Origin of the sequence: Modestobacter versicolor, from assembly GCF_014195485.1 — a bacterium.
GTDB classification, from domain to species: Bacteria; Actinomycetota; Actinomycetes; order Mycobacteriales; family Geodermatophilaceae; genus Modestobacter; species Modestobacter versicolor.
The window spans coordinates 2,671,967-2,696,679 of sequence record NZ_JACIBU010000001.1 but is presented as its reverse complement, the minus strand read 5'-3'; the positions used below and the strand labels follow the sequence as shown (position 1 = coordinate 2,696,679).

General features: G+C 74.0%; 20 protein-coding genes and 1 tRNA gene. 9 read left to right on the top strand and 12 right to left on the bottom strand.

Annotation, left to right across the window (positions count from 1 at the left end):
• Positions 1 to 157 precede the first annotated feature (157 nt).
• The 6 genes from FHX36_RS13215 to FHX36_RS13190 all read left to right on the top strand — a co-directional run bounded on the left by FHX36_RS13215 (position 158) and on the right by FHX36_RS13190 (position 7,706).
• Entirely contained in the window at positions 158 to 1,186 is a 1,029-nt protein-coding gene (locus tag FHX36_RS13215; protein WP_110551725.1) for a LacI family DNA-binding transcriptional regulator, read from the top strand.
• 122 nt (positions 1,187 to 1,308) lie between these two features.
• A complete protein-coding gene (locus FHX36_RS13210) occupies positions 1,309 to 2,985 on the top strand; it encodes a circularly permuted type 2 ATP-grasp protein (protein ID WP_110551724.1) in 1,677 nt (558 codons plus the stop codon).
• Positions 2,979 to 3,929, top strand: coding sequence for an alpha-E domain-containing protein (locus FHX36_RS13205; protein WP_110551723.1), 951 nt, complete (start codon positions 2,979 to 2,981; stop codon positions 3,927 to 3,929). Before FHX36_RS13210 ends, FHX36_RS13205 begins: the two co-directional genes overlap by 7 nt.
• 5 nt (positions 3,930 to 3,934) lie before the next feature.
• Complete coding sequence (locus tag FHX36_RS13200) at positions 3,935 to 4,861, top strand: transglutaminase family protein (RefSeq protein ID WP_110551732.1); 927 nt, start codon at positions 3,935 to 3,937, stop codon at positions 4,859 to 4,861.
• A 32-nt stretch (positions 4,862 to 4,893) separates the two neighbouring features.
• Positions 4,894 to 6,744, top strand: a complete 1,851-nt coding sequence (locus FHX36_RS13195) for an ABC-F family ATP-binding cassette domain-containing protein (RefSeq protein WP_110551722.1) — start codon at positions 4,894 to 4,896, stop codon at positions 6,742 to 6,744.
• A 41-nt stretch (positions 6,745 to 6,785) separates the two neighbouring features.
• A complete protein-coding gene (locus tag FHX36_RS13190) occupies positions 6,786 to 7,706 on the top strand; it encodes a serine hydrolase (protein ID WP_146251556.1) in 921 nt (306 codons plus the stop codon).
• Positions 7,707 to 7,776: 70 nt separating this feature from the next.
• Here FHX36_RS13190 and leuA read toward each other — a convergent pair whose 3' ends face one another.
• The 3 genes from leuA to FHX36_RS13175 form a co-directional block, all read right to left on the bottom strand.
• Positions 7,777 to 9,510, bottom strand: coding sequence for a 2-isopropylmalate synthase (leuA, locus tag FHX36_RS13185; RefSeq protein WP_110551720.1), 1,734 nt, complete (start codon positions 9,508 to 9,510; stop codon positions 7,777 to 7,779).
• Positions 9,511 to 9,670: 160 nt separating this feature from the next.
• Positions 9,671 to 10,297 carry a helix-turn-helix domain-containing protein gene (locus FHX36_RS13180; protein WP_181428721.1) on the bottom strand — a complete coding sequence of 209 codons (627 nt, stop codon included), beginning with the start codon at positions 10,295 to 10,297 and terminating at the stop codon, positions 9,671 to 9,673.
• A 357-nt stretch (positions 10,298 to 10,654) separates the two neighbouring features.
• Positions 10,655 to 12,259 carry a phospholipase D-like domain-containing protein gene (locus FHX36_RS13175; RefSeq protein ID WP_183513811.1) on the bottom strand — a complete coding sequence of 535 codons (1,605 nt, stop codon included), beginning with the start codon at positions 12,257 to 12,259 and terminating at the stop codon, positions 10,655 to 10,657.
• Positions 12,260 to 12,357: 98 nt separating this feature from the next.
• On the opposite strand from FHX36_RS13175, the gene FHX36_RS13170 reads away from it, so the two are divergent.
• Positions 12,358 to 13,623: an aspartate kinase gene (locus FHX36_RS13170; RefSeq protein ID WP_110552199.1), complete on the top strand. Its 1,266-nt coding sequence runs from the start codon at positions 12,358 to 12,360 to the stop codon at positions 13,621 to 13,623.
• On the top strand, positions 13,620 to 14,651 hold the full coding sequence (locus tag FHX36_RS13165) for an aspartate-semialdehyde dehydrogenase (RefSeq protein ID WP_110552200.1): 1,032 nt from the start codon (positions 13,620 to 13,622) through the stop codon (positions 14,649 to 14,651). Before FHX36_RS13170 ends, FHX36_RS13165 begins: the two co-directional genes overlap by 4 nt.
• Positions 14,652 to 14,663: 12 nt before the next feature.
• Here the strand turns inward: FHX36_RS13165 and FHX36_RS13160 are convergent, their stop codons facing one another.
• The 9 genes from FHX36_RS13160 to FHX36_RS13120 all read right to left on the bottom strand — a co-directional run bounded on the left by FHX36_RS13160 (position 14,664) and on the right by FHX36_RS13120 (position 24,178).
• Positions 14,664 to 15,488: an ABC transporter ATP-binding protein gene (locus tag FHX36_RS13160; protein WP_110552201.1), complete on the bottom strand. Its 825-nt coding sequence runs from the start codon at positions 15,486 to 15,488 to the stop codon at positions 14,664 to 14,666.
• 34 nt (positions 15,489 to 15,522) lie between these two features.
• Positions 15,523 to 16,575 (bottom strand): FecCD family ABC transporter permease, encoded by a 1,053-nt coding sequence (locus tag FHX36_RS13155; protein ID WP_110552202.1) that lies wholly within the window; start codon positions 16,573 to 16,575, stop codon positions 15,523 to 15,525.
• Positions 16,572 to 17,615 carry a FecCD family ABC transporter permease gene (locus tag FHX36_RS13150; protein WP_110552203.1) on the bottom strand — a complete coding sequence of 348 codons (1,044 nt, stop codon included), beginning with the start codon at positions 17,613 to 17,615 and terminating at the stop codon, positions 16,572 to 16,574. Before FHX36_RS13150 ends, FHX36_RS13155 begins: the two co-directional genes overlap by 4 nt.
• Complete coding sequence (locus tag FHX36_RS13145) at positions 17,612 to 18,640, bottom strand: iron-siderophore ABC transporter substrate-binding protein (protein WP_110552204.1); 1,029 nt, start codon at positions 18,638 to 18,640, stop codon at positions 17,612 to 17,614. Before FHX36_RS13145 ends, FHX36_RS13150 begins: the two co-directional genes overlap by 4 nt.
• Positions 18,641 to 18,817: 177 nt before the next feature.
• Positions 18,818 to 20,620 (bottom strand): S9 family peptidase, encoded by a 1,803-nt coding sequence (locus FHX36_RS13140; protein ID WP_110552205.1) that lies wholly within the window; start codon positions 20,618 to 20,620, stop codon positions 18,818 to 18,820.
• A 4-nt stretch (positions 20,621 to 20,624) separates the two neighbouring features.
• Positions 20,625 to 21,704, bottom strand: coding sequence for a hemolysin family protein (locus FHX36_RS13135; RefSeq protein WP_110552206.1), 1,080 nt, complete (start codon positions 21,702 to 21,704; stop codon positions 20,625 to 20,627).
• Positions 21,701 to 23,068 (bottom strand): hemolysin family protein, encoded by a 1,368-nt coding sequence (locus tag FHX36_RS13130; RefSeq protein WP_110552207.1) that lies wholly within the window; start codon positions 23,066 to 23,068, stop codon positions 21,701 to 21,703. Before FHX36_RS13130 ends, FHX36_RS13135 begins: the two co-directional genes overlap by 4 nt.
• A 72-nt stretch (positions 23,069 to 23,140) precedes the next feature.
• Positions 23,141 to 23,217 (bottom strand) — tRNA-Pro (locus tag FHX36_RS13125).
• 37 nt (positions 23,218 to 23,254) lie between these two features.
• On the bottom strand, positions 23,255 to 24,178 hold the full coding sequence (locus tag FHX36_RS13120) for a metallophosphoesterase (RefSeq protein ID WP_110552208.1): 924 nt from the start codon (positions 24,176 to 24,178) through the stop codon (positions 23,255 to 23,257).
• A 65-nt stretch (positions 24,179 to 24,243) separates the two neighbouring features.
• Between FHX36_RS13120 and FHX36_RS13115 the strand changes: the two genes are divergently transcribed.
• Positions 24,244 to 24,696 (top strand): GatB/YqeY domain-containing protein, encoded by a 453-nt coding sequence (locus FHX36_RS13115; RefSeq protein ID WP_110552209.1) that lies wholly within the window; start codon positions 24,244 to 24,246, stop codon positions 24,694 to 24,696.
• Positions 24,697 to 24,713: the final 17 nt, after the last annotated feature.

Sequence of the window (24,713 nt, the reverse complement as noted above, 5' to 3'; positions counted from 1 at the left end):
TCCGCCGGGGGCGTGAGAACGCTCTCACGGCCGTGCGGCACAGAGTGGTCTGGGCCACAGTGGGCTGTCAAGTAACAGCTCGATAACGCGGCGGGGCTGTGCGGGAGCGCTCTCACGGTGCACCATGAGCACGTTCCCACCCGAGCACTGGAGACCCATGACCGACACGAGCACCCGGCCGGCCCTGCCGACGCTGGACGAGGTCGCGGTGCTCGCCGGCGTCTCCCGGGCCACGGTCTCCCGCGTCATCAACGACTCCCCGCGGGTGAGCCCGGAGGCGCGCGAGGCGGTGCTCTCGGCGGTCGCAGAGCTGCGCTACGTGCCCAACCGGATGGCCCGGAGCCTGGTCACCCGGCGCACCGACACCATCGCCCTGGTGCTCAACGAGCCGAACACCCAGGTGTTCTCCGACCCGTTCTTCGCCAGCATCGTGCGCGGCGTCTCGGCGACGCTGGCCGACACCGACCTCAACCTCGTGCTGCTCACCGCCCGCGACGAGCGGGAGCAGGAGAAGGTCGGCCGGTACGCCCGGCAGGGCCACGTCGACGGCGTGATCCTGATGTCGGTGCACAGCGACGACCCGCTGCCGGACATCCTCGCCGCCGCCGGGGTGCCGCTGGTGCTGTGCGGCCGCCCGTTCGACGACCGGGCGGTCGCCTACGTCGATGCCGACAACCGGGGCGGGGCCGCCGTCGCCACCGAGCACCTGGTCGGCACCGGCCACCGGCAGATCGCCACGGTCACCGGCCCGCTGGACATGATCGCCGGGGTCGACCGCTACGCCGGCTACCGCGAGGCGCTCACCGCGGCGGGCCACCCGGTGCGGCCCGAGCTGGTGGCCGAGGGCGACTTCACCGAGGCCGGCGGGCAGCGCGCGATGGAGGAGCTGCTGGCCCGGGCGCCGGAGCTGGACGCGGTGTTCGTCGCCTCCGACCCGATGGCCGTCGGCGTGCTGCGGGCGCTGCGCGCGGCCGGCCGGCGGGTGCCCGAGGACGTCGCGGTGGTCGGGTTCGACGACGCCGCGGTGGCCGAGACCTGCGACCCGCCGCTGACCACGGTCGCCCAGCCGCTGGCGGACATGACGCCGCTGCTCACCGAGCTGCTGCTGCGGCAGATCGAGGGCGTCGGCGGGCCGGCGGAGTCCCGGGTCTGCCGCACGCACCTGGTCCGGCGCGGCTCGGCCTAGTCGAAGGACCCCCTCGCCCCCCACCACTCGCAGGCTCGCGGCGGGGCCTTGCGAGGGGGCCGTTCCAGCGCGTCACCAGGCGTGGAAACGCGCGGGACACACGTTCTGTCTAGGTTCGTCGCATGGCGGACCTCTTCGACGGCTACCCGCTCGGGCAGCAGTGGGACGAGATGTTCGCGGCACCCGGCCAGCCCCGCCCGCCGTACACCGGTCTGTTCAGCTCGCTGCAGCCGATGTCGGGGGAGGAGCTGGCCGCGCGGGCCGACGTCCTCTCGCAGACCTACCGCGACGCCGGGGTGACCTTCGCGCACGCCGGCGAGGAGCAGCCCTTCCCGCTGGACATCGTGCCGCGGGTCATCGGCCACGAGGAGTGGGCGCTCATCGAGCGCGGGGTGGCCCAGCGGGTGCACGCGCTGGAGGCCTTCCTGGCCGACGTCTACGGCGCGGGCCAGGTGTTCAGCGACGGGGTCGTGCCGCGCAGCGTGGTCACCACCAGCGCGCACTTCCACCGCGCCGCGCACGGGCTGGTGCCGCCCAACGGCGTCCGGGTGCACGTCTCCGGCATCGACCTGGTGCGCGACGAGGCCGGTGACTTCCGGGTGCTGGAGGACAACCTCCGCTCGCCCTCGGGGGTCAGCTACGTCATCACCAACCGGGCGGCGATGAGCCAGGTGCTGCCCGAGCTGTTCGGCGACCACCGGGTGCAGCCGGTGAGCGACTACCCCGGCAAGCTGCTGGCCGCGCTCAAGGCGTCGGCGCCCACCGGGATCAGCGACCCCACCGTCGTGCTGCTCACCCCCGGCGTCTACAACTCCGCCTACTTCGAGCACGCGCTGCTGGCCCGGCAGATGGGCGTCGAGCTCGTCGAGGGCCGCGACCTGGTCTGCTCCGGCGGCCAGGTCAGCATGCGGACGACGGACGGGCAGCAGCGCGTCGACGTCATCTACCGCCGCATCGACGACGACTTCCTCGACCCGGTGCACTTCCGCTCCGACTCGGTGATCGGCTGCGCCGGCGTGCTCAACGCCGCGCGGGCCGGCCGGGTGACGATCGCCAACGCCGTGGGCAACGGGGTGGCCGACGACAAGCTGCTCTACACCTGGGTGCCCGACCTGATCCGCTACTACCTGGCCGAGGAGCCGGTCCTCCAGAACGCCGACACCTACCGGCTCGACGAGCGGGACACCGTGGAGTGGGTGCTGGAGAGCCTGGACACCCTCGTGCTCAAGCCGGTCGACGGATCGGGCGGCAAGGGCATCGTCATCGGGCCGCGGGCCGACCAGCGGACGCTGGAGGAGCTGGCGGTCAAGGTGCGGGCCTCCCCGCGCGACTGGATCGCGCAGAAGCCGATCGGCCTGTCGACGTCCCCGACCCTGATCAACGGCCGGATCGCGCCCCGGCACGTCGACCTGCGCCCGTTCGCGGTGAACGACGGGCATGACGTCTGGGTGCTGCCCGGCGGGCTGACCCGGGTGGCGCTGCCGGAGGGGGAGCTGGTGGTCAACTCCAGCCAGGGCGGTGGCTCCAAGGACACCTGGGTGATCAGCCCGCCGCGGCCGGCGGCCGAGCCGGTGCCCGAGCACGACGTCACCCGGATCGAGTTCACCACCGCCGACCTGCCCGCCGAGCCGCCCGCCCAGGACCCCGGCCCGCCCAACGACAACGCCCTGGCCCAGTCCCAGCAGCAGCAGCAGCGAAAGGACCTCGCCCCTCTCCCCCCTCGCGAGCTCGGGGCGAGCCTCCGGGCGAGGCCGACCGCTGGTGGCGACGGGCACGTCGGCGGTGGTCCGCGGTGCTGAGCCGGATCGCCGAGTCGCTGTTCTGGATCGGCCGGTACGTCGAGCGGGCCGACGACACCGCCCGGATCCTCGACGTGCACACCCAGCGGCTGGTCGAGGACCCCTGGATCGACGAGCGGCGGGCCTGCGCCAACCTGCTGGCGCTGATGGGCGCCCCGTGCGCGGAGGACGAGGCCGACACCGAGCGGGTGCTGGCCACCCTCGCCTTCGACCGGTCCAGCCCCAGCTCGATCACCGGCGCGCTGTCGGCCGCCCGGGAGAACGCCCGCGGCGCCCGCGAGGTGCTGTCGGCGGAGATCTGGGAGTCGCTGAACGTCACCCACAACGCGCTGCCGCAGCAGCGCACGATGGCCCGCCGCTACGGCCCGCACTCGCTGTTCCGGTTCGTCCGGGAGCGCTCGGCGATGGTCTTCGGGCTCGCCGACGCCACGATGAGCCGCGACGAGAGCTGGCTGTTCCTGATCCTGGGCCGCTCGCTGGAGCGGGTCGACATGACCGCCCGGATGCTGTCCACCCGCGTGCTGGCCGGCGACGCCGCGCCGTCCTGGACCCTGGTGCTGCGCTCGACCGGGGCCTACGAGCCCTACCTGCGCACCTACCGCGGCGCGGTGAACTCCAGCCGGGCCGCGGAGTTCCTGCTGCTGGACCGGCTCTTCCCGCGGTCGGTGTTCGCCTCGCTGGAGCAGGCCGAGGGCTGCCTGGCCGAGCTGGAGCGGGCCAACGTGCGCGAGGGGCACCGGATCGGCGTGGCCGGCGAGGCGCACCGCATCGTGGGCCGGGCGCGCACGATGCTGGAGTTCATGCAGACCGACGAGATCCTGGCGAAGCTGCCGACCCGCCTCGACGAGCTGCAGCGCACCTGCTCGCTGGCCAGCGAAGCGGTCACCAACCGGTTCTTCACCGAGCAGGCACCGCAGATCTGGGTGCCGGAGAGCGTGGGGTGACCGCGGTGTCCCAGTCGCAGGGCCAGTCCCAGTCCCGCAGCACCCAGTCGCAGACCCAGTCGCAGACCGGCCCCGTCCGGGTGCCCAGCGACCGGTGGCGGCTGCAGGTCGTGCACCGCACCGAGTTCCGCTACGGCGGGCCGGTGCGATCCTCGTACAACGAGGCCCGGATGACCCCGGAGAACAGCAGCCGGCAGACCACGCTGCGCTCCCGGGTTGAGATCGAGCCCTCGGCGTCCGTGCACGCCTACCGCGACTACTGGGGCTCCACGGTCACCGCCTTCGACACCCACGGCCCGCACACCGAGCTGGTGGTCAAGGCGACCTCGGTGGTGGAGGCCGGCCCCGAGCCGCAGGTCGTCGAGCCGGTCGGGTGGGCCGACCTCGCGGCGCCCGACGTCCAGGACCGGTTCGGGGAGTTCCTCCGCCCGTCCCGGCTGACCGCGATGGACGGGTCCGTGGTCCAGGAGGTCCGCGACGTGCTGGGCGACGCCGGGCCCCGCGAGGCCGGGCACCTGGTCTGCCGCTTCGTGTACGACCACATCGAGTACCTGACCGGCTCGACCAACGTGAAGACCAACGCGATGCAGGCCTGGGAGAAGGGCAAGGGCGTCTGCCAGGACATCTCGCACGTGTCGGTCGGGCTGCTGCGCGCCCTGGGCCTGCCGGCCCGCTACGTCTCCGGCTACCTGCACCCGCGGCCGTCGGCCGGCATCGGGCAGGCGGTCACCGGGGAGAGCCACGCCTGGGTGGAGTGGTGGGACGGCGGCTGGTCCGGCTTCGACCCGACCAACGTCGTGGAGATCGGTCCGCGGCACGTGACGCTGGCCCGCGGCCGCGACTACTCCGACGTCCCGCCGCTCAAGGGCATCTTCTCCGGCCCGAGGAGCGAGGGGTCGTCGGTGACCGTGGAGGTCACCCGCCTGGCGTAGCGGCTGCGCCGACCTGGGATGCTGGGTCACCTATGAGCGCCCCGCTGAACCTGGTCAACCTCGAGCGGGTGCACAAGGCCCACGGCACCACCGTCATCCTCGACGACGTCTCCCTCGGCGTCGCCGCCGGCGAGCGGATCGGCGTGGTCGGCCGCAACGGCGGCGGCAAGTCGACGCTGCTGGGGGTGCTGACCGGCACGCAGGAGCCCGACTCCGGCCGGGTCACCCGCCGCGGCGACCTCGCCATGGGCGTGCTCGACCAGACCGGCACCCTGCCGCCCGGGACGACGGTGCGCGACGTCGTCCTGCCCACCTCCCGGTTCGCCGCCGAGCACGAGTGGGCCGGTGACGCCGCCGTCCGATCGGTGCTCACCGGCCTGGAGCTCGACCGGCTGGGCCTGGACTCCCCGGTGGCGCCGATGTCCGGTGGCGAGCGCCGCCGGGTCGCGCTGGCCGCCCAGCTGATCCGGCCGCTGGACCTGCTGGTGCTCGACGAGCCGACCAACCACCTGGACGTCGAGGGCGTCGCCTGGCTCGCCGAGTACGTGAAGGCCCGGCCCGGCGGGCTCGTCGTCGTGACCCACGACCGCTGGTTCCTCGACGAGGTCTCCACCACCACGTGGGAGGTCGCCGACGGCTCGGTGCACGCCTACGAGGGCGGCTACTCGGCCTACACGCTGGCCCGCGCGGAGCGCGCCCGGATCGCCTCGGTGACCGAGGACCGGCGGCTCAACCTGGTCCGCAAGGAGCTCGCCTGGCTGCGCCGGGGCCCGCCGGCCCGCACCAGCAAGCCGAAGTTCCGCATCGAGGCCGCCCAGGCGCTGATCGCCGACGAGCCGCCGGCCCGGGACACGATGGCGCTGGCCGGCTTCGCAGCCCGGCGGCTGGGCAAGACGGTCTACGACGTCGAGGACGTCACCTTCACCGTGCGCGGCCGCGGTGACGACGCCGACGATCCGGCCGGCCCGGCGGACCCCGACGGCCCGCGGGAGCGGACGCTGTTCCGCGACCTGACCTGGCACGTCGGCCCCGGCGACCGGATCGGCATCGTCGGCGTGAACGGCGCCGGCAAGACCAGCCTGCTCAAGCTGCTGGTCGGCGAGGCCCAGCCGGACTCCGGGACGGTGGTCGTGGGCCAGACGGTCGCCCCGGCGTACCTGTCCCAGCACGTCACCGAGCTGCCGCCGCGTTCCCGGGTGCTCGAGGCGGTGCAGGACGTCGCCCGGATCGCCAAGATCGGCAACCAGGAGATCTCGGCGTCGACGCTGGCCGAGCGGTTCGGGTTCGCGGCCAACCGGCAGTGGACGCCGGTGGGCGACCTCTCCGGTGGCGAGCGCCGCCGGCTGCAGCTGCTGCGGCTGCTGATGGCCGAGCCCAACGTGCTGCTGCTCGACGAGCCGACCAACGACCTGGACATCGACACGCTGACCGCGCTCGAGGACCTGCTCGACAGCTTCCCGGGCACGGTGCTGGTGGTCAGCCACGACCGGTACTTCGTCGACCGGGTCTGCGACTCGGTGGTCGCGCTGATGGGCGACGGCTCGCTGGCCGCGCTGCCCGGTGGCGTCGAGGAGTACCTGCGGCGGCGGGCCGCCGGTGAGGCGGCACTGCCGTCCGGCGGGCCGGTCGCCGCGCTGGGCAGCTCCGCACCGCCGACCCGCAGCGCGGCCGACGTGCGCGCGGCCCGCAAGGAGGCGACCCGGCTGGAGCGGCGGATGCTTCGGCTGGACGCCGACGAGAAGGCGCTGCACGACCAGCTCGCCGCGGCAGCCGCCGACTACGGCCGCGCGGCCGAGCTCGACGCGCAGTTGCGGGCCCTGCAGGCCGAGAAGGAGCAGGTCGAGACCGAGTGGCTGGCCGCCGCGGAGGTCGCCGAGGGCTGACTGGGTGGCGCACGACCGATCGGGGGTCGACCATGGGCTGCATGGCGTCCCGGGCCCTGATCGGCACGGCGTGCGTCGGCGCCCTGGTGGCGGCGCTGCTGGTCAGCCCGGCCCTGTGCTTCGGCAGCGCGGCGCAGGAGCCGGCCGCCGTCGGGGCGGCCGAGGCGACGGTCGACGTCGAGCCGGTGCCGCGGGCCTTCCGCGAGGACGCCGACCGCGTACCGCCGGTGCCACCGATCCGCGCGGTCGACGAGGCCGCCGTGCTCTCCGGCGTCGACGCGGCCGCCGCGCCGGCCTCGACGTCGGTGGGCGCGGTGGTGCTCGACCCGCAGGGTCGCACGCTGCTGCAGACGTCGGACGCCGCCCGTCCGCTGCCCTCGGCGTCGCTGGTGAAACTGCTGGTCGTGCAGCAGCTGCTGGCCCGGCCCGCGCCGGGGGGCTGGGACTCCTCGACCTGGTTCCGCATGCAGCGCGCGGTCACCGTCTCCGACGATGCCGCGATGAACGTGCTCTGGACCAGGTACGACGGTCCGGCCCTGGTCCGCGCAGCGGTGGCCGAGTTCGGGCTGAGTGGGACGGCCCCGCCGACCGACCCCAGCCAGTGGGGTCAGGCGACGACGACGGCGGCCGACGTCGGGCGGTTCCTGTCCGCCCTGACGGCGACGCCGAGCTCGCTGGCGTCCGCGACGCTGCTGGCGTGGATGCGGGGTGCCGCACCCACCGCGGCCGACGGCTTCGACCAGCGGTTCGGGCTGCTGTCCGGCCCGGCCGGCCCCGGGGTGGCGGCCAAGCAGGGCTGGATGTGCTGCGTCGACGGCCGGCGGCAGCTGCACTCCGCGGGCGTGCTGGACGACGGGCGCGTCGTCGTGGTGCTGGGGGAGGGCTCTGCCGCGCGGCCGTGGTCCCAGGTCGAGGCCGCGGTCGACGGCGCGACGGCGGCGCTGGTGGCCGGCACCCGCTGACGAAGGACCCCGGTGCCCCCCACGGCTCGCGAGCTCGCCGCGGGCCCCTGCACCGGGGCCGTTCCAGCAGCTAGCGCTCGGCGCGGTTGACCGCGGAGACGATGGCCCGCAGGGACGCGGTGAGGATGTTCTCGTCGATCCCGACGCCCCACAGCACCCGCTCGCCCACGGCGCACTCCACGTAGGAGGCGGCCCGGGCGTCACCGCCGGAGGACAGGGCGTGCTCGGCGTAGTCGAGCACGCGGACGTCGACGTCCACGCTGCGCAGCGCGTCGACGAACGCCGCGATCGGGCCGTTGCCGTGCCCGGTGACGATCACCGGTACGCCGCGGTCGACGAGCTCCACCCGCAGCTCGTCCCGCCCGTTGCCGGAGGCGTTGTGCTCGTGCCCGGTGAGCGCGAACCGGCCCCAGGCCGCGGCGGGCTCGGGCAGGTACTCGTTGGTGAAGGCCGCCCACATCTGCTGGGCGGTGACCTCGCCGCCCTCGTCGTCGGTGTGCCGCTGGATGACCGCGCTGAACTCGATCTGCAGCCGGCGGGGCAGGTCGAGCTGGTTCTCGGTCTTCATGATGTAGGCGACGCCGCCCTTGCCGGACTGGCTGTTCACCCGGATCACGGCCTCGTAGCTGCGGCCGACGTCCTTGGGGTCGATCGGCAGGTACGGGACGGCCCACGGGATCTCGTCGACGGTCTTCCCGGCGGCCTCGGCGTCGACCTTCATCGCCGCGAAGCCCTTGTTGATCGCGTCCTGGTGGGAGCCGGAGAAGGCGGTGTAGACCAGGTCGCCGCCGTAGGGGTGCCGCTCGTGCACGCCCAGCTGGTTGCAGTACTCGACGGTGCGGCGGATCTCGTCGATGTCGGAGAAGTCGATCTGCGGGTCGATGCCCTGGCTGAACAGGTTGAGGCCCAGGGTCACCAGGTCGACGTTGCCGGTGCGCTCGCCGTTGCCGAACAGGCAGCCCTCGATGCGGTCGGCCCCGGCGCGGTAGCCCAGCTCGGCGGCGGCGACGGCGGTGCCCCGGTCGTTGTGCGGGTGCAGGGAGAGGACGACGGCGTCCCGGCGGCCCAGGTTGCGGTGCATCCACTCGATCTGGTCGGCGTAGACGGTCGGCTCGGCCATCTCGACCGTGGCCGGCAGGTTGAGGATCGTCGGCCGGTCGACCGTCGGCTCCCACACGTCGGTGACGGCGTTGCAGACCTCGACCGCGAACTCCAGCTCCGTGCCGGTGAAGGACTCCGGGGAGTACTCGAAGCGGATCTCGGTGTCGCCCATCTGCTCGGCCAGCTTGCGCACCAGCTGCGCGCCGTGGACGGCGATGTCGGTGATCCCGGCGCGGTCCTGGCCGAAGACGACCCGGCGCTGCAGCGTCGAGGTGGAGTTGTACAGGTGGACGATCGCCTGCTTGGCACCGCGCAGCGACTCGTAGGTGCGCTCGATCAGCTCGTCGCGGGCCTGGGTGAGCACCTGCACGGTGACGTCGTCGGGGATGAGGTCGTCCTCAACCAGCAGCCGGATGAAGTCGTAGTCGGTCTGGCTGGCCGCCGGGAAGCCGACCTCGATCTCCTTGTAGCCCATCCGGACGAGCAGCTCGAACATCCGCCGCTTGCGCTCGGGGGTCATCGGGTCGATCAGGGCCTGGTTGCCGTCGCGCAGGTCGACCGCGCACCAGCGGGGGGCCACGGTGGTGGTCCTCTCCGGCCAGGTGCGGTCGGGCAGCGGTACCGGGCTGAACGGCGCGTACTTGCCGATCGGCATCGGCGACGGGCGCTGGGGGTTGCGGGCGTGCGGGTGGTTCTCGCTCATGGGGGCTCCTCTGGCGGGCTGCGGTGCAGCTCCGGGATGCGGTCAGCTGGCGCCCGGGGACGCGCGATCACCGCGGCGAGGGGGCCGACCTAGGAGAGGGCCTCGCCGCGGCTGATAAGCAGGAGGCTGCCGCGCACACGGTCACGGTAGCAGCGGGTCATCAGACGTCGCACCGGCACGCGCAGGCCTCGGCGTGGCCGAGGTCCTCGTTGCTGCCCTCGAGGTACTCGCAGCCGGGTGGGCATGTGCAGCCCGTGCCCCAGTCCGGGCCGGAGGGGCGGGGCGGTGGGCGCCGCAACTGCTCCTCCCGCCGCCGCTCCAGCGCGGCGAGCCGCCGGGCGGCGGCTCGGTCGGCGAGGGAGTCGCCGGGCTGGGGGACGTGGTGGTCGTCGGGCAGCCCTGCCGAGCGCCGGCCATCGCGACGCAGGCGGTCACGGTCGAAGGTGTAGCGCGGCTGCCGGGTACGCGGTCGGTGCGGGCCGCCCCACCAGTCCTCGTCGCCGTGCCGGGTGTCCAGGTGCGCTGGGAACTGCCGCCACCCGGCGTCGCGCACGGCGTCCGGGTCCATCGGGAGCAACTCGGCGCCGTCACTGCACAGGACGACCAGCCGGGCGCCCGCGCACTGGGCAGCCCTGGCCAGCACTGAGGCGGGGAGGTCACGCGTGCCGCTCTCCGCAGCCGCGACCGTGGCCTTCGACGCGCCTATCCGCTCGGCGAGCTCCCGCTGGGAGCAGTCGGCGGTCCGCCGGATGCGGCGGAGCAGACCGGCGAGCGGGAACGGGTCCACGGAGATGAGCGTGCAGGCCGCGAACCGCCGCCGACCTGCCTGACGACCGGTTGTGGACAGTGCCGCCCCGTCCACAGCCCGGCCAGGCGAGAGCACTTCCGGACAAGTAGTGCTCTGCCCACACGAGTGGGCAGGGCTCGATGCGGGCGGAGACGGGTGTCCCGGCACGTCGAGCTCTGCCTACAGGGGTGGGCACGGCTCAATGCCGGCGGAGACAGGCGGCCCGGCGAGTCGAGCTCTGCCTACAGGGGTGGGCAGAGCTCGACTGGTGCGGGGGGAAGCATGGGGCGCCCCAGGACCGGGGGCGGTTGGCAGCGGCCCGGGTCGGCAGCGGTTCGGATCGGCAGCGGTGCGGGGTCAGAACTGCCGGGCGCGGCGCAGGCGGATCGGGCGGCCGTCGGGGTCGTCGATCAGCCGGTAGACCGGCACCGCCCACAGCCGGGTCGCCCGGGAGAGCTCCTCGGTCCGGTGCGGGCGCAGCCGGCCGGGCGGCCGCGGGCCGACCCGCCCGCGGTCGTGCCAGGCCTGCAGCTCGGCCGCCGCCCGCTCCACCGCCGCGACGAACAGCTCCGGGTCGACCAGGTCATCGTCCTCCGACCCGTCGACGGCCCGGTCGAGGTGCTCGCGGGCGAGCTCCAGCCGCAGGTCGCGGGCGAAGGTCCGGGCGCCGTCGCCGTGCCCGCCGGGGTCACGGGGCTCGCGGGTGTCCAGCGTGGTGTCCAGGACCCCGCTGGACAGCTCGCTGTCGTGGGTCCAGGAACGCCGGTTGAAGTTGTCGCTGCCCACGCTGGCCCACACGTCGTCGACCACGCACACCTTCGCGTGCACGTAGACCGGTGTGCCCTCGTGGTTCTCCAGGTCGAAGACGTGCACCCGGTCCGGTCCGGCCCGCCGGCACGTCTCCAGCGCCTGGTGCCGACCCACGTACTGCGGCCGCTCCGACACCGCCCCCTCCTGGTCGGGCACCCGCGGCACCACGACGACCAGGTGCAGCTCCGGGTTCTCCTCGAGCGCGGTGGCGAACAGCTGGGCCACCTCACGCGACCACAGGTACTGGTCCTCCAGGTAGATCAGCCGCCGCGCCCGGCGGATCGCCTTGGTGTACCCGCGGGCCACCGAGCGCTCGCCCTGCCGGGCGAAGTCGAACGAGGGCAGCACCTTCGGGTAGGTGCGCAGCGTCTGCACGTGGTGCGGCCCGCACTCCGGCGGCGGGGGCGGCTGCTCGGGCAGCGGCGTCGGGTCCATGTGCGACCTCCCCCGGATCGCGAGCACCTTGTCGTGCACCCAGGCGACCGGGTTCTCCGAGTCCGGGCTGGTCGGGTCGTCCCACCGCTCGCGGAACACGGTGTCCAGCACGCCGACGACGGGTCCGCGCAGCTGCAGCTGGACGTCGTGCCACGGCGGCCGCTCCCCGTAGGCCGAGGACATCGACTGCGGCTGGGGGTCACCCCGGTGCTCGGCGTCGTCCCGGCGGGAGTGGCACAGGTCGATCCCGCCGGCGAAGGCGACGTCGGCCTCCGGTCGCCCGACGTGCCGGAGCACCACGAACTTCTGGTGGTGGCTGCCCAGCCGGCGCACCCGCTGGTCGAGCACCACCACCCCACCGGCCTCCTCGATCGCCTCGTCGAGGGAGGCGTTCTCCTCCTTGCTGAAGCTCAGGCCGTCCCAGTGCGACCGCCAGATCAGCCCCCGCACGCACACGCCCCGCCGGGCGGCGTCGGCGAACAGCTCGCCCACCGTCGGTCCCTCGTCGCGGAGCAGCTCGTCGGGGTCCCCGCGCCAGTCGGTGAAGAGCAGGTGGTCGCCCGCGGTCAGCCCCTGCACCGCGGTGACCAGGCGGTCGAAGTAGGCCGCGCCGTGCACCAGCGGTTCGGCGAGGTTGCCCGCCGTCCAGGCCGGGATCACGGTGTCGGGGTTGCCGCGCTCGGCGCCGGTGAGCAGCCAGTCCTCGGGGTCGGTCACCCGGTGATCCAATCGCCTCGGCAGCGCGCTGCACACCCCGGTGCGCGCCGTCCGCCTCCTGGCGCAGCTGGGCTGGTCGGCGCCGGTAGCCTGGACCCGTGGCCCTGGTGGTGCAGAAGTACGGCGGCTCCTCCGTCGCGAACGCCGAGCGCGTCAAGCGCGTGGCCGAGCGCATCGTCGAGGCGAAGAAGAACGGCGACGACGTGGTCGTCGTCGTCTCCGCCATGGGCGACACGACCGACGAGCTGCTCGACCAGGCCAGCCAGATCACCGCGGACCCGCCGGGCCGCGAGCTCGACATGCTGCTCACCGCCGGTGAGCGCATTTCGATGGCGCTGCTGGCCATCGCGATCTCCACCCACGGCTACGAGGCCCGGTCGTTCACCGGCTCGCAGGCCGGGGTGATCACCACCTCCAGCCACGGCAAGGCGCGGATCATCGACGTCACCCCGGGCCGGCTGCGCGACGCCCTCGACGACGGCTCGATCGTCATCGTCGCCGGGTTCCAGGGCGTCAGCCAGGACACCAAGGACGTCACCACGCTCGGCCGCGGCGGCTCGGACACCACCGCGGTCGCCGTCGCCGCCGCGCTGAACGCCGACGTCTGCGAGATCTACACCGACGTCGACGGCGTCTTCACCGCCGACCCGCGGATCGTCCCCAACGCCAAGCGGCTGGAGACGGTCACCTACGAGGAGATGCTCGAGCTGGCCGCCTCCGGGGCGAAGGTGCTCATGCTCCGCTGCGTCGAGTACGCCCGCCGGTACGGCATCCCGGTGCACGTCCGCAGCTCCTACTCACAGCTCCCCGGCACGATCGTGGCCGGCTCGATGGAGGACCTCACCGTGGAACAGGCGATCATCACCGGCGTCGCGCACGACCGGAGCGAGGGCAAGATCACCGTCTCCGGCGTCCCCGACCGCCCGGGTGAGGCCGCGCAGATCTTCCGGGTGCTCGCCGACGCCGAGATCAACATCGACATGATCGTGCAGAACGTCTCCACCGAGGCGAAGCTGACCGACATCTCCTTCACGCTCCCCAAGAGCGACGGCCCGGCGGCCATCGCCGCGCTGGAGCGGGTCAAGCACACGGTGGGGTACACCGGCGTCAGCTTCGACCAGCACATCGGCAAGGTCTCCCTGGTGGGCGCCGGCATGCGCTCCCACCCCGGCGTCTCGGCGAAGTTCTTCGGCGCGCTCGCCGACGCCGGGGTCAACCTCGAGCTGATCAGCACCTCGGAGATCCGCATCTCCGTGGTCTGCCGCGACACCGACGTCGACCTCGCCGTCCGCGCGGTGCACGACGCGTTCGACCTCGGCTCCGAGCAGGCCGAGGCAGTGGTCTACGGAGGTACCGGACGATGAGCCGCCCGCTGCACCTGGGCATCGTCGGCGCGACCGGTCAGGTCGGCGTGGCGATGCGCTCCATCCTGGCCGAGCGGGGCTTCCCGCTGGCCTCGATCCGGTTCTTCGCCTCCGCCCGCTCGGCGGGCAGCACGCTCCCCTGGGGCGACGGCGAGGTCGTCGTCGAGGACGCCGCCACCGCCGACCCCACCGGGCTGGACGTCGCGCTGTTCTCCGCCGGCGCCTCCACCTCCCGGGCCCTGGCGCCGCGGTTCGCCGCGGCCGGTGTCACGGTGATCGACAACAGCTCCGCGTTCCGCCGCGACCCGGCGATCCCGCTCGTCTGCAGCGAGGTCAACCCCGGCGACATCGCGCTGGCCGCCGAGGGCCGGATCATCGCCAACCCGAACTGCACCACGATGGCCGCGATGCCGGTGCTCAAGCCGCTGCACGACGAGGCCGGCCTGGTGCGCATCGTGGCCAGCACCTACCAGGCGGTCTCCGGCTCCGGGGTGGCCGGCGTCCGCGAGCTGCACGGGCAGGCCCTCGCCGTCGTGGAGAAGGCCGACGAGCTGGCCTACGACGGGTCGGCCGTGGCGTTCCCCGCCCCGGGCGTCTACGTCGCACCGATCGCCTTCAACGTGCTGCCGATGGCGGGGTCGGTCGTCGACGACGGGTCGTTCGAGACCGACGAGGAGCAGAAGCTCCGCAACGAGAGCCGCAAGATCCTCGGCATCCCCGACCTGCGGGTCTCCGGCACGTGCGTCCGGGTGCCGGTGTTCACCGGGCACTCGCTGTCGCTGAACGTCGAGTTCGCCCGGCCGCTGTCGGTGGCCCGGGCCACCGAGCTGCTGGCGGGCGCGCCGGGGGTGCAGCTGGTCGACGTCCCGACCCCGCTCCAGGCCGCCGGTCAGGACCCGTCGTACGTCGGCCGGATCCGGCAGGACGGCGACCGGGGCCTCGCGCTGTTCGTCTCCAACGACAACCTGCGCAAGGGCGCCGCCCTGAACACCGTGCAGATCGCGGAGCTCATCGCCGCGTCCCGCTGACCGCCGGCGGGCTCAGCCCGCCGGCGTCCCGGCCGGCGCCGCGGCGTGGTGGCGGCCGATCGGCAGCATCAGCGGCCGGCCGGAGATCGGGTCCACGACGACCCGGCTCTCCAGGCCGAACACCGCCCGCACGCACTCCTCGGTGAGCACGTCCGCCGGCTCCCCGGTGGCGTGCACCCGCCCGTCCGCCATGGCCACCAGGTGGTCGGCGTAGCGGGCGGCCATGTTTAGGTCGTGCAGGACCATCACGACCGTCGTCCCGCGCGAGTGGTTGAGGTCGGTCAGCAGGTCGAGCACCTCGATCTGGTGGCTGACGTCGAGGAACGTCGTCGGCTCGTCCAGCAGCAGCAGGTCGGTCTGCTGGGCCAGCGCCATCGCGATCCAGACCCGCTGGCGCTGCCCGCCGGACAGCTCGTCGACCGAGCGGTCGGCGAGCTCGGTCGTCTGGGTCGCCTCCAGGGCCGCGGCGACCGCGACGTCGTCCTCGGTGCGCCAGCGGGAGAACACGCTCTGGTGCGGGTGCCGCCCGCGGCCGACGAGGTCGGCCACGGTGATGCCCTCCGGCGCGATCGGCGACTGCGGCAGCAGGCCCAGCGTGCGGGCGAGCTCCTTGGCCGGCAGCCGGTGCACGGCCTTGCCGTCCAGGAGCACCCGGCCGTCGCGCGGCGCCAGCAACCGGGTCATCGAGCGGAGCAGCGTCGACTTCCCGCAGGCGTTGGCCCCGACGATCGCGGTGATCCGGCCCGGCGGCACGACGAGGTCCAGGCCGTCGATGACCGTGCGCTCGCCGTAGCCGAGGGTGAGCCCCTCGGCCCGGAGGGAGTGGTCGGTGGTCACAGTGCTCTCCGTTCGCTTCCGCGGGGGGCCGCGCTCACAGCGAGCCCCCGGCGCGGTTGGTGCGGGCGATCAGGTAGATCAGGTACGGGGCGCCCAGCACGCCGGTGATGACGCCCACCGGGAAGCGGGTGCCGAAGGCGTACTGGCCGCAGAGGTCGGCGACCAGCACCAGCACGGCACCGACCAGCGCAGCCGGGACCAGCAGCGAGCCGTTCGGGCCCACGATGCGCGCCGCGATGGGCCCGGCGAGGAACGCGACGAAGGCGATCGGCCCGCAGGCGGCGGTGGCGAAGGCGATGATCGCGACCGCGGCGACCAGCGCGGCGACCCGGGTCCGCTCGACCCGCACCCCCAGGGCGGCCGCGGTGTCGTCGCCCAGCTGCACGGCGCCCAGGTCGCGGGTCAGCGCCAGCAGCACCGGGCCCAGCAGCACCAGCACGACCAGCGCCGGCAGCACGCGCTCCCAGGTGACGCCGTTGAGGCTGCCGCTCAGCCAGCGGCTGGCCTCCTGCAGGTCCCACTGGCCGGCGCGGGACAGCACGTAGGCGATGACGCTGTGCAGCATCGCCGCCATGCCGATCCCGATCAGGATGAACCGGGTGCCCGCGCCGCCGTCCTTGTAGGCCAGCAGGTAGATCACCAGCGCCACCACGAGGCCGGCCACGATCGCGAACGCGGAGACCGCCGTCCCGCCCAGGCCAAGCACCACGATCGCGACGGCCGCCGCGGCGCTCGCGCCGGTGCTGATGCCGATCACGTCGGGGCTGGCCAGCGGGTTGCGCAGCATGGTCTGGAAGGTGACGCCGGACAGGCCGAAGCTCAGCCCGGCGACGACCGCGAGGGTGGCGCGGGGGAGCCGCAGCCGGCCCACGGTGAACGACGCACCCGCGACGTCCTGGCCCAGCACGACCCGCAGGACGTCGCCGGGCGGGTAGAACGTGCGGCCGACCATCAGCGTGACGGCGTACAGCGCGACCACCAGGACGGCGAGCACCAGCACGACCAGGCGCCGGCGGGAGGCGCGGCGGACGCGACCGCGGGCGACGGCCTCGACCGCGGACGGCGCGGCGACGAGCCCGGCGCTCACAGCTCGCGGACCTTCTGCCGGCGGACGATGGCCATGAAGAACGGCGCCCCGATCAGCGCGGTGATGATGCCGACGTCGATCTCGCTGGGCCGGGCCACGATCCGGCCGAGCACGTCGGCGGCGACCAGCAGGCAGGCGCCGGTGAGGGCGGAGAAGGGCAGCAGCCACCGGTGGTCGACGCCCACCAGCAGCCGGCACAGGTGCGGGACGACGAGGCCGACGAAGCCGATGGGGCCGGCGACGGCGGTGGCCGCGCCGCAGAGCAGGACTGCCCCGCCGGCCGCGACGCCGCGGACCAGCACGACCCGCTCGCCGAGGCCCGCGGCGAGCTCGTCGCCGAGCGCCAGCGAGTTGAGGCTGCGGGCCGACAGCAGGCTGAGCACGAAGCCGACGACGAGGAACGGCAGCACCTGCCGGATGCTCTCGTAGCCCGCGCCACCGACCCCGCCGACCTGCCAGGACTGCACGTTGCCGGCGATGTCGCCACGCGGCAGCGCGACCGCGGTGATGAACGAGGTGAGCGCGGCGGACGTGGCGGCCCCGGCCAGCGCGAGCTTGAGCGGGGTGGCGCCGCCGCGGCCGAGTGACCCGACGGCGTAGACGAACACCGCGGCGACGGCGGCACCGGCGATCGCCGTCCAGATGATGCTGGTCGCCGAGAACAGCCCGAACCAGGCGAGGCCGACGACGACGGCCAGCGAGGCGCCCATGTTGATGCCCAGGACACCCGGGTCGGCCAGCGGGTTGCGGGTGACGCCCTGCATCACCGCGCCGGAGAGCCCGAGGGCGGCACCGACGACCACGGCCAGCAGGGTGCGGGGGATCCGCTTGGCCACGGCGGCCTGGTCGAGCCCCTCGGCCGAGCCGCCCAGCGCGGCGACGATGTCGGACCAGCCGACCTCGCGGGAGCCGATCGCGACCGAGGTGGCCAGCAGCAGCACCAGGACGGCGGTGACGACCAGCAGCCAGGCGAACCGGACCGACCCCGGACGCCGCGCGGGGGCGGTGTCCGGGGCCGGTGGGGAGACGACCGAGGTCACGACGCCTTGGCGGCGGCCTCGGCGAGCATCCCGACGTAGTCCTCGAGCACCCAGGAGATCGCCAGCGGGGTGGGGTTGGCGGCGGTGCCCAGCGGGGTGTCCGGCAGCAGGACGACCGCCCCGTTGCGGACGGCGGGGATCTGCGAGAGCAGCGGGTCGGCGTTCAGCGCGTCGATCAGCGCCTGGTCGCCGTAGGTGACGATCACGTCGACGTCGTTGAACGCGTCGACCTGCTCGGCGCTGACGGTGCCGGAGAACGCCTCGGGGTCGCTGGAGGCCTCCTGCACGCTGGCCGGGGTGGTGAGCCCCATGTCCTCGAAGAACGCGGCGCGGGTGTCGAACGGCGTGTAGAAGCTGACCTCGCTGAGGTCGGTGGTGTCGACGTGGGTCATGAACATCGCCGACTTGCCCTCGAGCTCGGGGCTGGCCGCGACGGTGTCGGCGATCTCCTGCTCGATCTCGGCGACGAGCTCCTCGCCCTCGGTGGCCATGCCCATGCCGGCGGCGTTGACCTCGATGACGTCACGCCACCCGGTCGCCCACGGCGCCTCGGGGTAGGCGACGACCGGGGCGATCTCGCTGAGGGTGTCGTAGTCCTCCTGGGTCAGGCCCGAGTAGGCGGCCAGGATGACGTCGGGGTCGGTGTCCGCGACGGCCTCGAAGTCGATGCCGTCGGTCTCGTCGAACAGCACCGGGGTCTCGGCGTCGAGCTCCGTGAGGCGCTCCTCGACCCAGGGCAGCAGGCCGTTGCCGTCGTCGTCGCCGAAGTTGGCCGCGGCCATGCCGACGGGGACGACGCCGAGGGCCAGCGGCACCTCGTGGTTGGCCCAGTTCACCGTGGCCACGCGCTCGGGCTCGCCCTCGATCGTCGTCGTCCCGAAGGCGTGCTCGATCGTGACCGAGCCGGAGTCGCCGGAGCCCTCGGAGTCGGCCGCGGCGGACGAGGAGTCCGAGCCGCAGGCGGAGAGCGCGCCGGCCAGCAGGGCGGCGGAGGTGAGCGCGACGAGGCGCGGTGCGCGGCGCATGGTGTCCTTCCAGATCTGCCCTCCGCGCCCGGGTGCGGGCGGGGTCGGGGTGAGGCGTCGGCAGCCTCTCACACTGAGGAAAGGCTTGCCTAACCGAACCTAGAGCCCGTGGCACCCGGTGTCGATCACGAGGCGGTCACGGCCGGGTGTGCACTGGGACACACCCGGCCGCCGGCGCTACGGGCGGACGTGCCGCAGCGCGAAGGACAGCGCGACCTCGACCTGGCGGATCGTCTCCTCCACCACCAGCGACCCGTGACCGGCGTCGAAGCGGTAGACCTCGTGCGCCTTGCCCCGCTCGCCGAGCGCGGCCAGGTAGTTGTCGATCTGCCGGATCGGGCAGCGGGGGTCGTTCGCCCCGGCGACGACCAGCACCGGCGCGGCCACCGCGTCGACGTAGGTCAGCGGCGAGGAGCGCACGTAGACGTCGTGCACCTCGTCGGGGGAGCCGCCGAACAGCGCCCGGTCGTAGGCCCGCAGGCCCTCCATCTCGTCCTCGTAGGCGGCCAGGTAGTCCGCCACCGGCACCTCGGCGATGCCTGCCGCCCAGCGCTCCGGCTGCGTGCCGAGCCCCAGCAGGGTGAGGAAGCCGCCCCACGAGCCGCCGGACAGCAGCGCCCGGGCCGGGTCGACGACGCCCTCGGCGACCAGCGCGTCGTACACCGCCGCGACGTCCTCGAGCTCGGTGAGCCCCGGCCGGCCGGTGAGCGCGTCGCGCCACTCGCTGCCGTAGCCGGTCGACCCGCGGTAGTTCACGTGCACCACGGCGTAGCCGGCGTCCACGTAGGCCGCCCGCCGAGCCCGGTACGAGTCGTCGTCCTGGGCCTCCGGGCCGCCGTGCACCAGGAACGCCGTGGCGTACGGGACCTCCCCGGCCGGCCGCACCAGCAGCGCGTGCACGTCGCCCCCGGGGCCGGGCACCCAGCGGTCCTCGACCGGGTGGGCGGCCGGCGGCTCGTCGCCCGGCGCGGCCAGCACGACGGGGCCGTCGGCCCGGCGGATCACCGGCGGCCGCTCCGACGAGGACCAGGCCAGCTCGACGGTGCCGTCGGGCCGGGCACTGGCGCCCCGGACGACGCCCCGCGGGGTGTCCAGCCGCTCCAGCGTGCCGGTGACCAGGTCGTAGCGGTACAGCTCGCTGCGCGCGGCGGTGTCGTGCCCGACCAGCAGCGCGGTGCCGTCGGGGTACCAGCCGGCCGTGACGTCGCCGGGCAGGTCGAGCACCAGCTCGGTCTCGGTGTCGGCGACGACGTCCCAGATCAGCAGCTCCTCGCGGCCGCGGCGCTCGTGGCCGACCAGCAGCCGCTGGTCACCGGCCACCGGGGCGAAGCTGAGCGCGTGCAGGCCGCGGCCCTCGCCGTCCCACTTGTCGGCGACCAGCCCCAGGCCGTCGGTGCGCAGCACCCGCAGCGCCGGGTAGCGGGGGTCGCCGTGCTCGGAGTGCGAGAACACCAGCAGCGAGTCGTCCCGCGAGAGCGCGTCGACCGAGGCGGTGTCGGCGGTGCGGTAGAACACCGACGCGGTGCCGCCGACCGGGGAGATCCACAGCTCGCTGCCGTCGTCGGTGGACCGGCCGGCGAGGACGACGCGGTGGCCGATCTCCAGCCCGGCGGGGTAGGCCGGCCCGACGTCCGGCAGCGCCACGGTGTCCGGGCCGCCGGCGAACGGCTGGGTCATCCAGACGCCGAACTCGTCGCCGTCGGTGTCGGCGAACCACCAGATCGTCTCGCCGTCGGGCGACAGCGTGGCCGCGAGCGTGCCGTTGGGGCGGTCGGTGACCTGCCGGTGGGTGTCGGTGTCCCGGTCCCAGGCGTACTGCTCGACGACGCCGCTGACGTCGGAGGAGTACAGGTTGCGCTGCGGGGCGTCCTCGGCCCAGTCCGGCAGGCTGACCCGCGGGGCGCGGAAGCGCGCCTGCCACCGGGCGGTCACCTCCGGCGGGAGGGCGGGGGAGCTGGTCTGCGTCGGCTCGGCAGTCACCGGCTCATCTTCCCCCTGCGCCGGCCCCCGCCTGCTGGCCGGTCGGCTCGTCGGCCACGTCCGCGCCCCGGACGTCGCCGATCAGCTGCTCCAGCACGTCCTCCAGCGCCACCAGCCCGAGCACCCGGTCACCGGCGCTCACCAGGCCCAGGTGCGACCCCGACCGCCGCATCTCCTGCAGCACCTCCGGCAGCGGCTCGTCGGGCGACACCTGCACGAACGCCTTGACCGCCTGGTCGGGCACCCGCTGGTCCCGGGACGTCGGTCCGCTGCCCAGCACGTCCTTGACGTGCACGTAGCCGGTCAGCGCGCCGTCCTCCGAGCGCACCGGGTACCGGCTGTAGCCGTGCTCGGCGACGACCGCCTCCAGCTGCCGCGGGGTGGAGCTGCGGGGCACGGTGACCAGCGAGCCGGGCTCCAGCAGCACCGAGCGGACGTCGTGCTGCTCGAAGGTGAGCGCCCCGGTCGCCAGCTCGCTGACCTCGTCGCCCAGCAGCCCCTCCTTGCGGGACTGGGAGATCATCGACCGGATCTCGCCCTCGTCGAAGCTCGCCGACACCTCGTCGGTCGGCGTCACGCCGAACAGCCGCACGAAGGCGTTGGCGGTGACGTTGAAGAACCAGATGAACGGCTTGAGCAGCCGCACCATCAGGGCCAGCGGCGGGCCCAGTGCGATCGCCGCCCGGCTGGGCCCGGCGATGGTGATGTTCTTGGGCACCATCTCGCCCAGCACCATGTGCAGCACGGTGACCAGCGCCAGCGCGATCACCAGGGCGATCGGGTGCAGCAGCTGGTCGGGCACGCCCGCGGCGTGCAGCGGGGCCTCGATCAGGTGCGCGACGGCCGGCTCGCCGATCGCGCCGAGCCCGAGCGAGCACAGCGTGATGCCCAGCTGCGCGCCGGCCATCATCTGCGACACGTTGCGCATCGCGGCCAGCGTCTTCTGCGCGCGCACCGACCCGGCCGCGGCCCGCGGCTCGATCTGGTCGGCCCGGGCGCTGACCAGCGCGAACTCGGCGGCGACGAAGAACGCGTTGCCCAGCAGCAGGGCGACCAGCACGAGCAGGCTCAGCGAGTCGCTCATGCCTGCGCCACCTCCCGCTCGGGCGTCGCGACCGGGGCGTCGGTGAGCGGCCCGTCGTCCTCGGTGCCCGGCTCGGCCGGCAGCGGCGCGGACCGCAGCCGGGAGACCCGGCGACCCTCCACGCCGGCCACGGTGAACCGCCAGCCCTCGACCTCGACCGTGTCGCCCTCGGCGGGCAGCCGGGCAAGCCGCTCGATCACGAACCCGGCGACGGTCTCGTAGCGGCCCTCCGGGACCGGGATCCCGGTGCGCTCGCGCACCTCGTCGGGGCGGAGCAGCCCGGACAGCAGCCAGTCCTCGCCGTCGCGGCGCAGCTGGCGCAGCGGCCGGTCGGTCTCGTCGGTGATCTCCCCGACCAGCTCCTCGACGATGTCCTCGAGGGACACGATGCCGTGCGTCGCGCCCCACTCGTCGACCACCAGGGCCAGTTGCAGCCCCTGGTCGCGGAGCAGGTCCAGCAGCGGGTCCAGGTGCAGCGAGGAGGGGACGGCGAGCACCGGTTCGGCCAGCTCGCCGGCGGTGCGCTGCAGCCGCTCCTCCTCCGGGACGGCGACCGCGTTCTTCACGTGCACCACGCCGGTGACCTCGTCCAGGTCGGCGCCGTACACCGGGAACCGCGAGTACCCGGACCGGATCGCCGCGTCGATCACGTCGGCGGCGGTCGCCGCGGAGCTCAGCGTCCACAGCCGGGTCCGCGGGGTCATCACGTCGGTGGCGAACTTCTCCCGCAGCCCGAGCGAGCGGCTGAGCAGCCGCGCGGCGACGGGGGAGAGGTCGCCCTCCTCGGCCGAGCGGCGGGCGACCGCGGCCAGGCCCTCGGCGTCGCGGGTGTCGTCCAGCTCCTCGCGCGGCTCGAAGCCCAGCCGGCGCACGATCGCGTTGGCCAGCCGCTGCAGGCTGCGGACCACCGGGCCGGTCAGCGTGGTGAACGCCCGCATGCCGGGCGCGATGAGCGAGGCGACGCGCAGCGGCCGGGCGATCGCCAGGTTCTTCGGGCCGAGCTCGCCGAGGATCATCTGCAGGTAGGTGGCCAGGAAGATGGCCAGCGCGATCGCGATCGGCGTGCTGGTGCTCTCGGGCAGGCCGACGCCCTCGAGCACCGGCTCCAGCAGCCCGCCGAGCGCCGGCTCGGCGAGGAACCCGACCACCAGGGTGGTGAGGGTGATCCCCAGCTGGGCGGCCGAGAGCTGGGTGGACAGCCCGCGCAGGGCCTTCACCACGCCCTCGGCACCGGTGTCGCCGGCCCGGGCGGCCTCTTCGGCCTTGCCCCGGTCGACGGTGGTGAGGGAGAACTCGGCCGCGACGAAGAACCCCGTGAGAGCGGTCAACAGCACGGCCGCCAGGAGGAGCAGCCATTCGGTCATCCGGGACGGGATGCCCGGACGGGCTGGTCCGGAAACGACTCAGGGACCGCCGATCGGCGGTCCCTGAGTGGCTGGTCGGGGTGACAGGATTTGAACCTGCGGCCTCGTCGTCCCGAACGACGCGCGCTACCAAGCTGCGCCACACCCCGAGGTGCGTCGACAACTGTAACCGACGCGCTGCCGGGCTCAGGCAGGTGGTCGGGCGTCCCGCGCGGTGAGGGTCAGCAGCGTCGCCTCGGGCGGGCAGGCGAGCCGGTAGGGCGCGTACGGGCTGGTGCCCAGCCCGGCCGAGACGTGCAGCCAGGTGCCGGTCGGGTGGGCTGCGGTGGGCTCGGCCCAGCGGTGCAGCCAGCGCACGCGCTGCCGGTCGATGCCGCAGTTGGTCACCAGCGCGCCGTAGAAGGGCACCCGCAGCTGGCCGCCGTGGGTGTGCCCGGCGAGCACCAGGTCGTGGCCGTCGGCGGCGAACCGGTCGAGCACCCGGGGCTCGGGGGAGTGGACCAGCCCGATCCGGACGTCGGCCGCCGGGTCGGCCGGCCCGGCGACGTCGTCGTACCGGTCCAGCTGCAGGTGCGGGTCGTCGACACCGGCGAAGGCGATCCGGGTGCCGGCCACGGTCAGCGTCCCGGTGGTGTTGGTCAGGTCCAGCCAGCCGCGGCCGGCCATCGCGTCGCGCAGGTCGCGCCAGGGCAGCGGGTCGCCGTGCACCCGCTTGTGGTCGGTCTTGAAGTACTTGAGCGGGTTCTTCGGGCGCGGCGCGTAGTAGTCGTTGCTGGCCAGCACGAACGCGCCGGGCAGCGCCAGCAGCGGTTCGAGGGCGCGCAGCGTGCCCGGGACGGCGTCCATCCCGGCCAGGTTGTCGCCGGTGTCGACGACCAGGTCCGGCTGCAGGTCGGCGAGCCCGGCCACCCACTCCTGCTTGCCGCGCTGGCCGGCGGTCATGTGCAGGTCGGACAGGTGCAGCACCCGGAGCGGTGCGGAGCCCGGAGGCAGCACCGGCACGTCGAAGCGGCGCAGCGTCCAGCGGGTGCGCTCGATCAGGCTCGCGTAGGCGACCGTGGCGGCGCCGGTCGCGAGGACGGCCGTGGGGACGGCGGTGGTCGCGCGCATGCCCGGAGCGTACGGGCGGCGGAACTCCGTCGTCCCCGCCCGGGCGCAGGTGGCACGCTGGCCGGGTGGCTGAACTGAAGGACCGACTGCGCACCGACCTGACCACCGCGATGAAGGGCCGTGACGAGCTGAGCACCGCCACGCTGCGGATGGTGCTCTCCGCCGTCTCCGCCGAGGAGGTGTCCGGCAAGGAGGCGCGCGAGCTGACCGACGACGACGTGATGGCGGTGCTCCGCCGGGAGGCGAAGAAGCGCCGCGAGGCCGCCGAGGCGTTCGCCGGCGCCGGGCGCGCGGAGCAGGCCGAGCGGGAGCGGGCGGAGGAGGGCGTGATCGCCGCCTACCTGCCGGCGCAGCTGGACGACGCCGACCTCGCCGCGATCGTCGCCGACGTGGTGACCCGGACCGGGGCGTCCGGGATGAAGGACATGGGCCGGGTCATGGGCGCGGTGACCGGCACGGTCGCCGGCCGGGCCGAGGGCGGCCGGGTCGCCGCCGAGGTGCGCCGCCAGCTGGGCTGACGGCTGCGGGGACCATC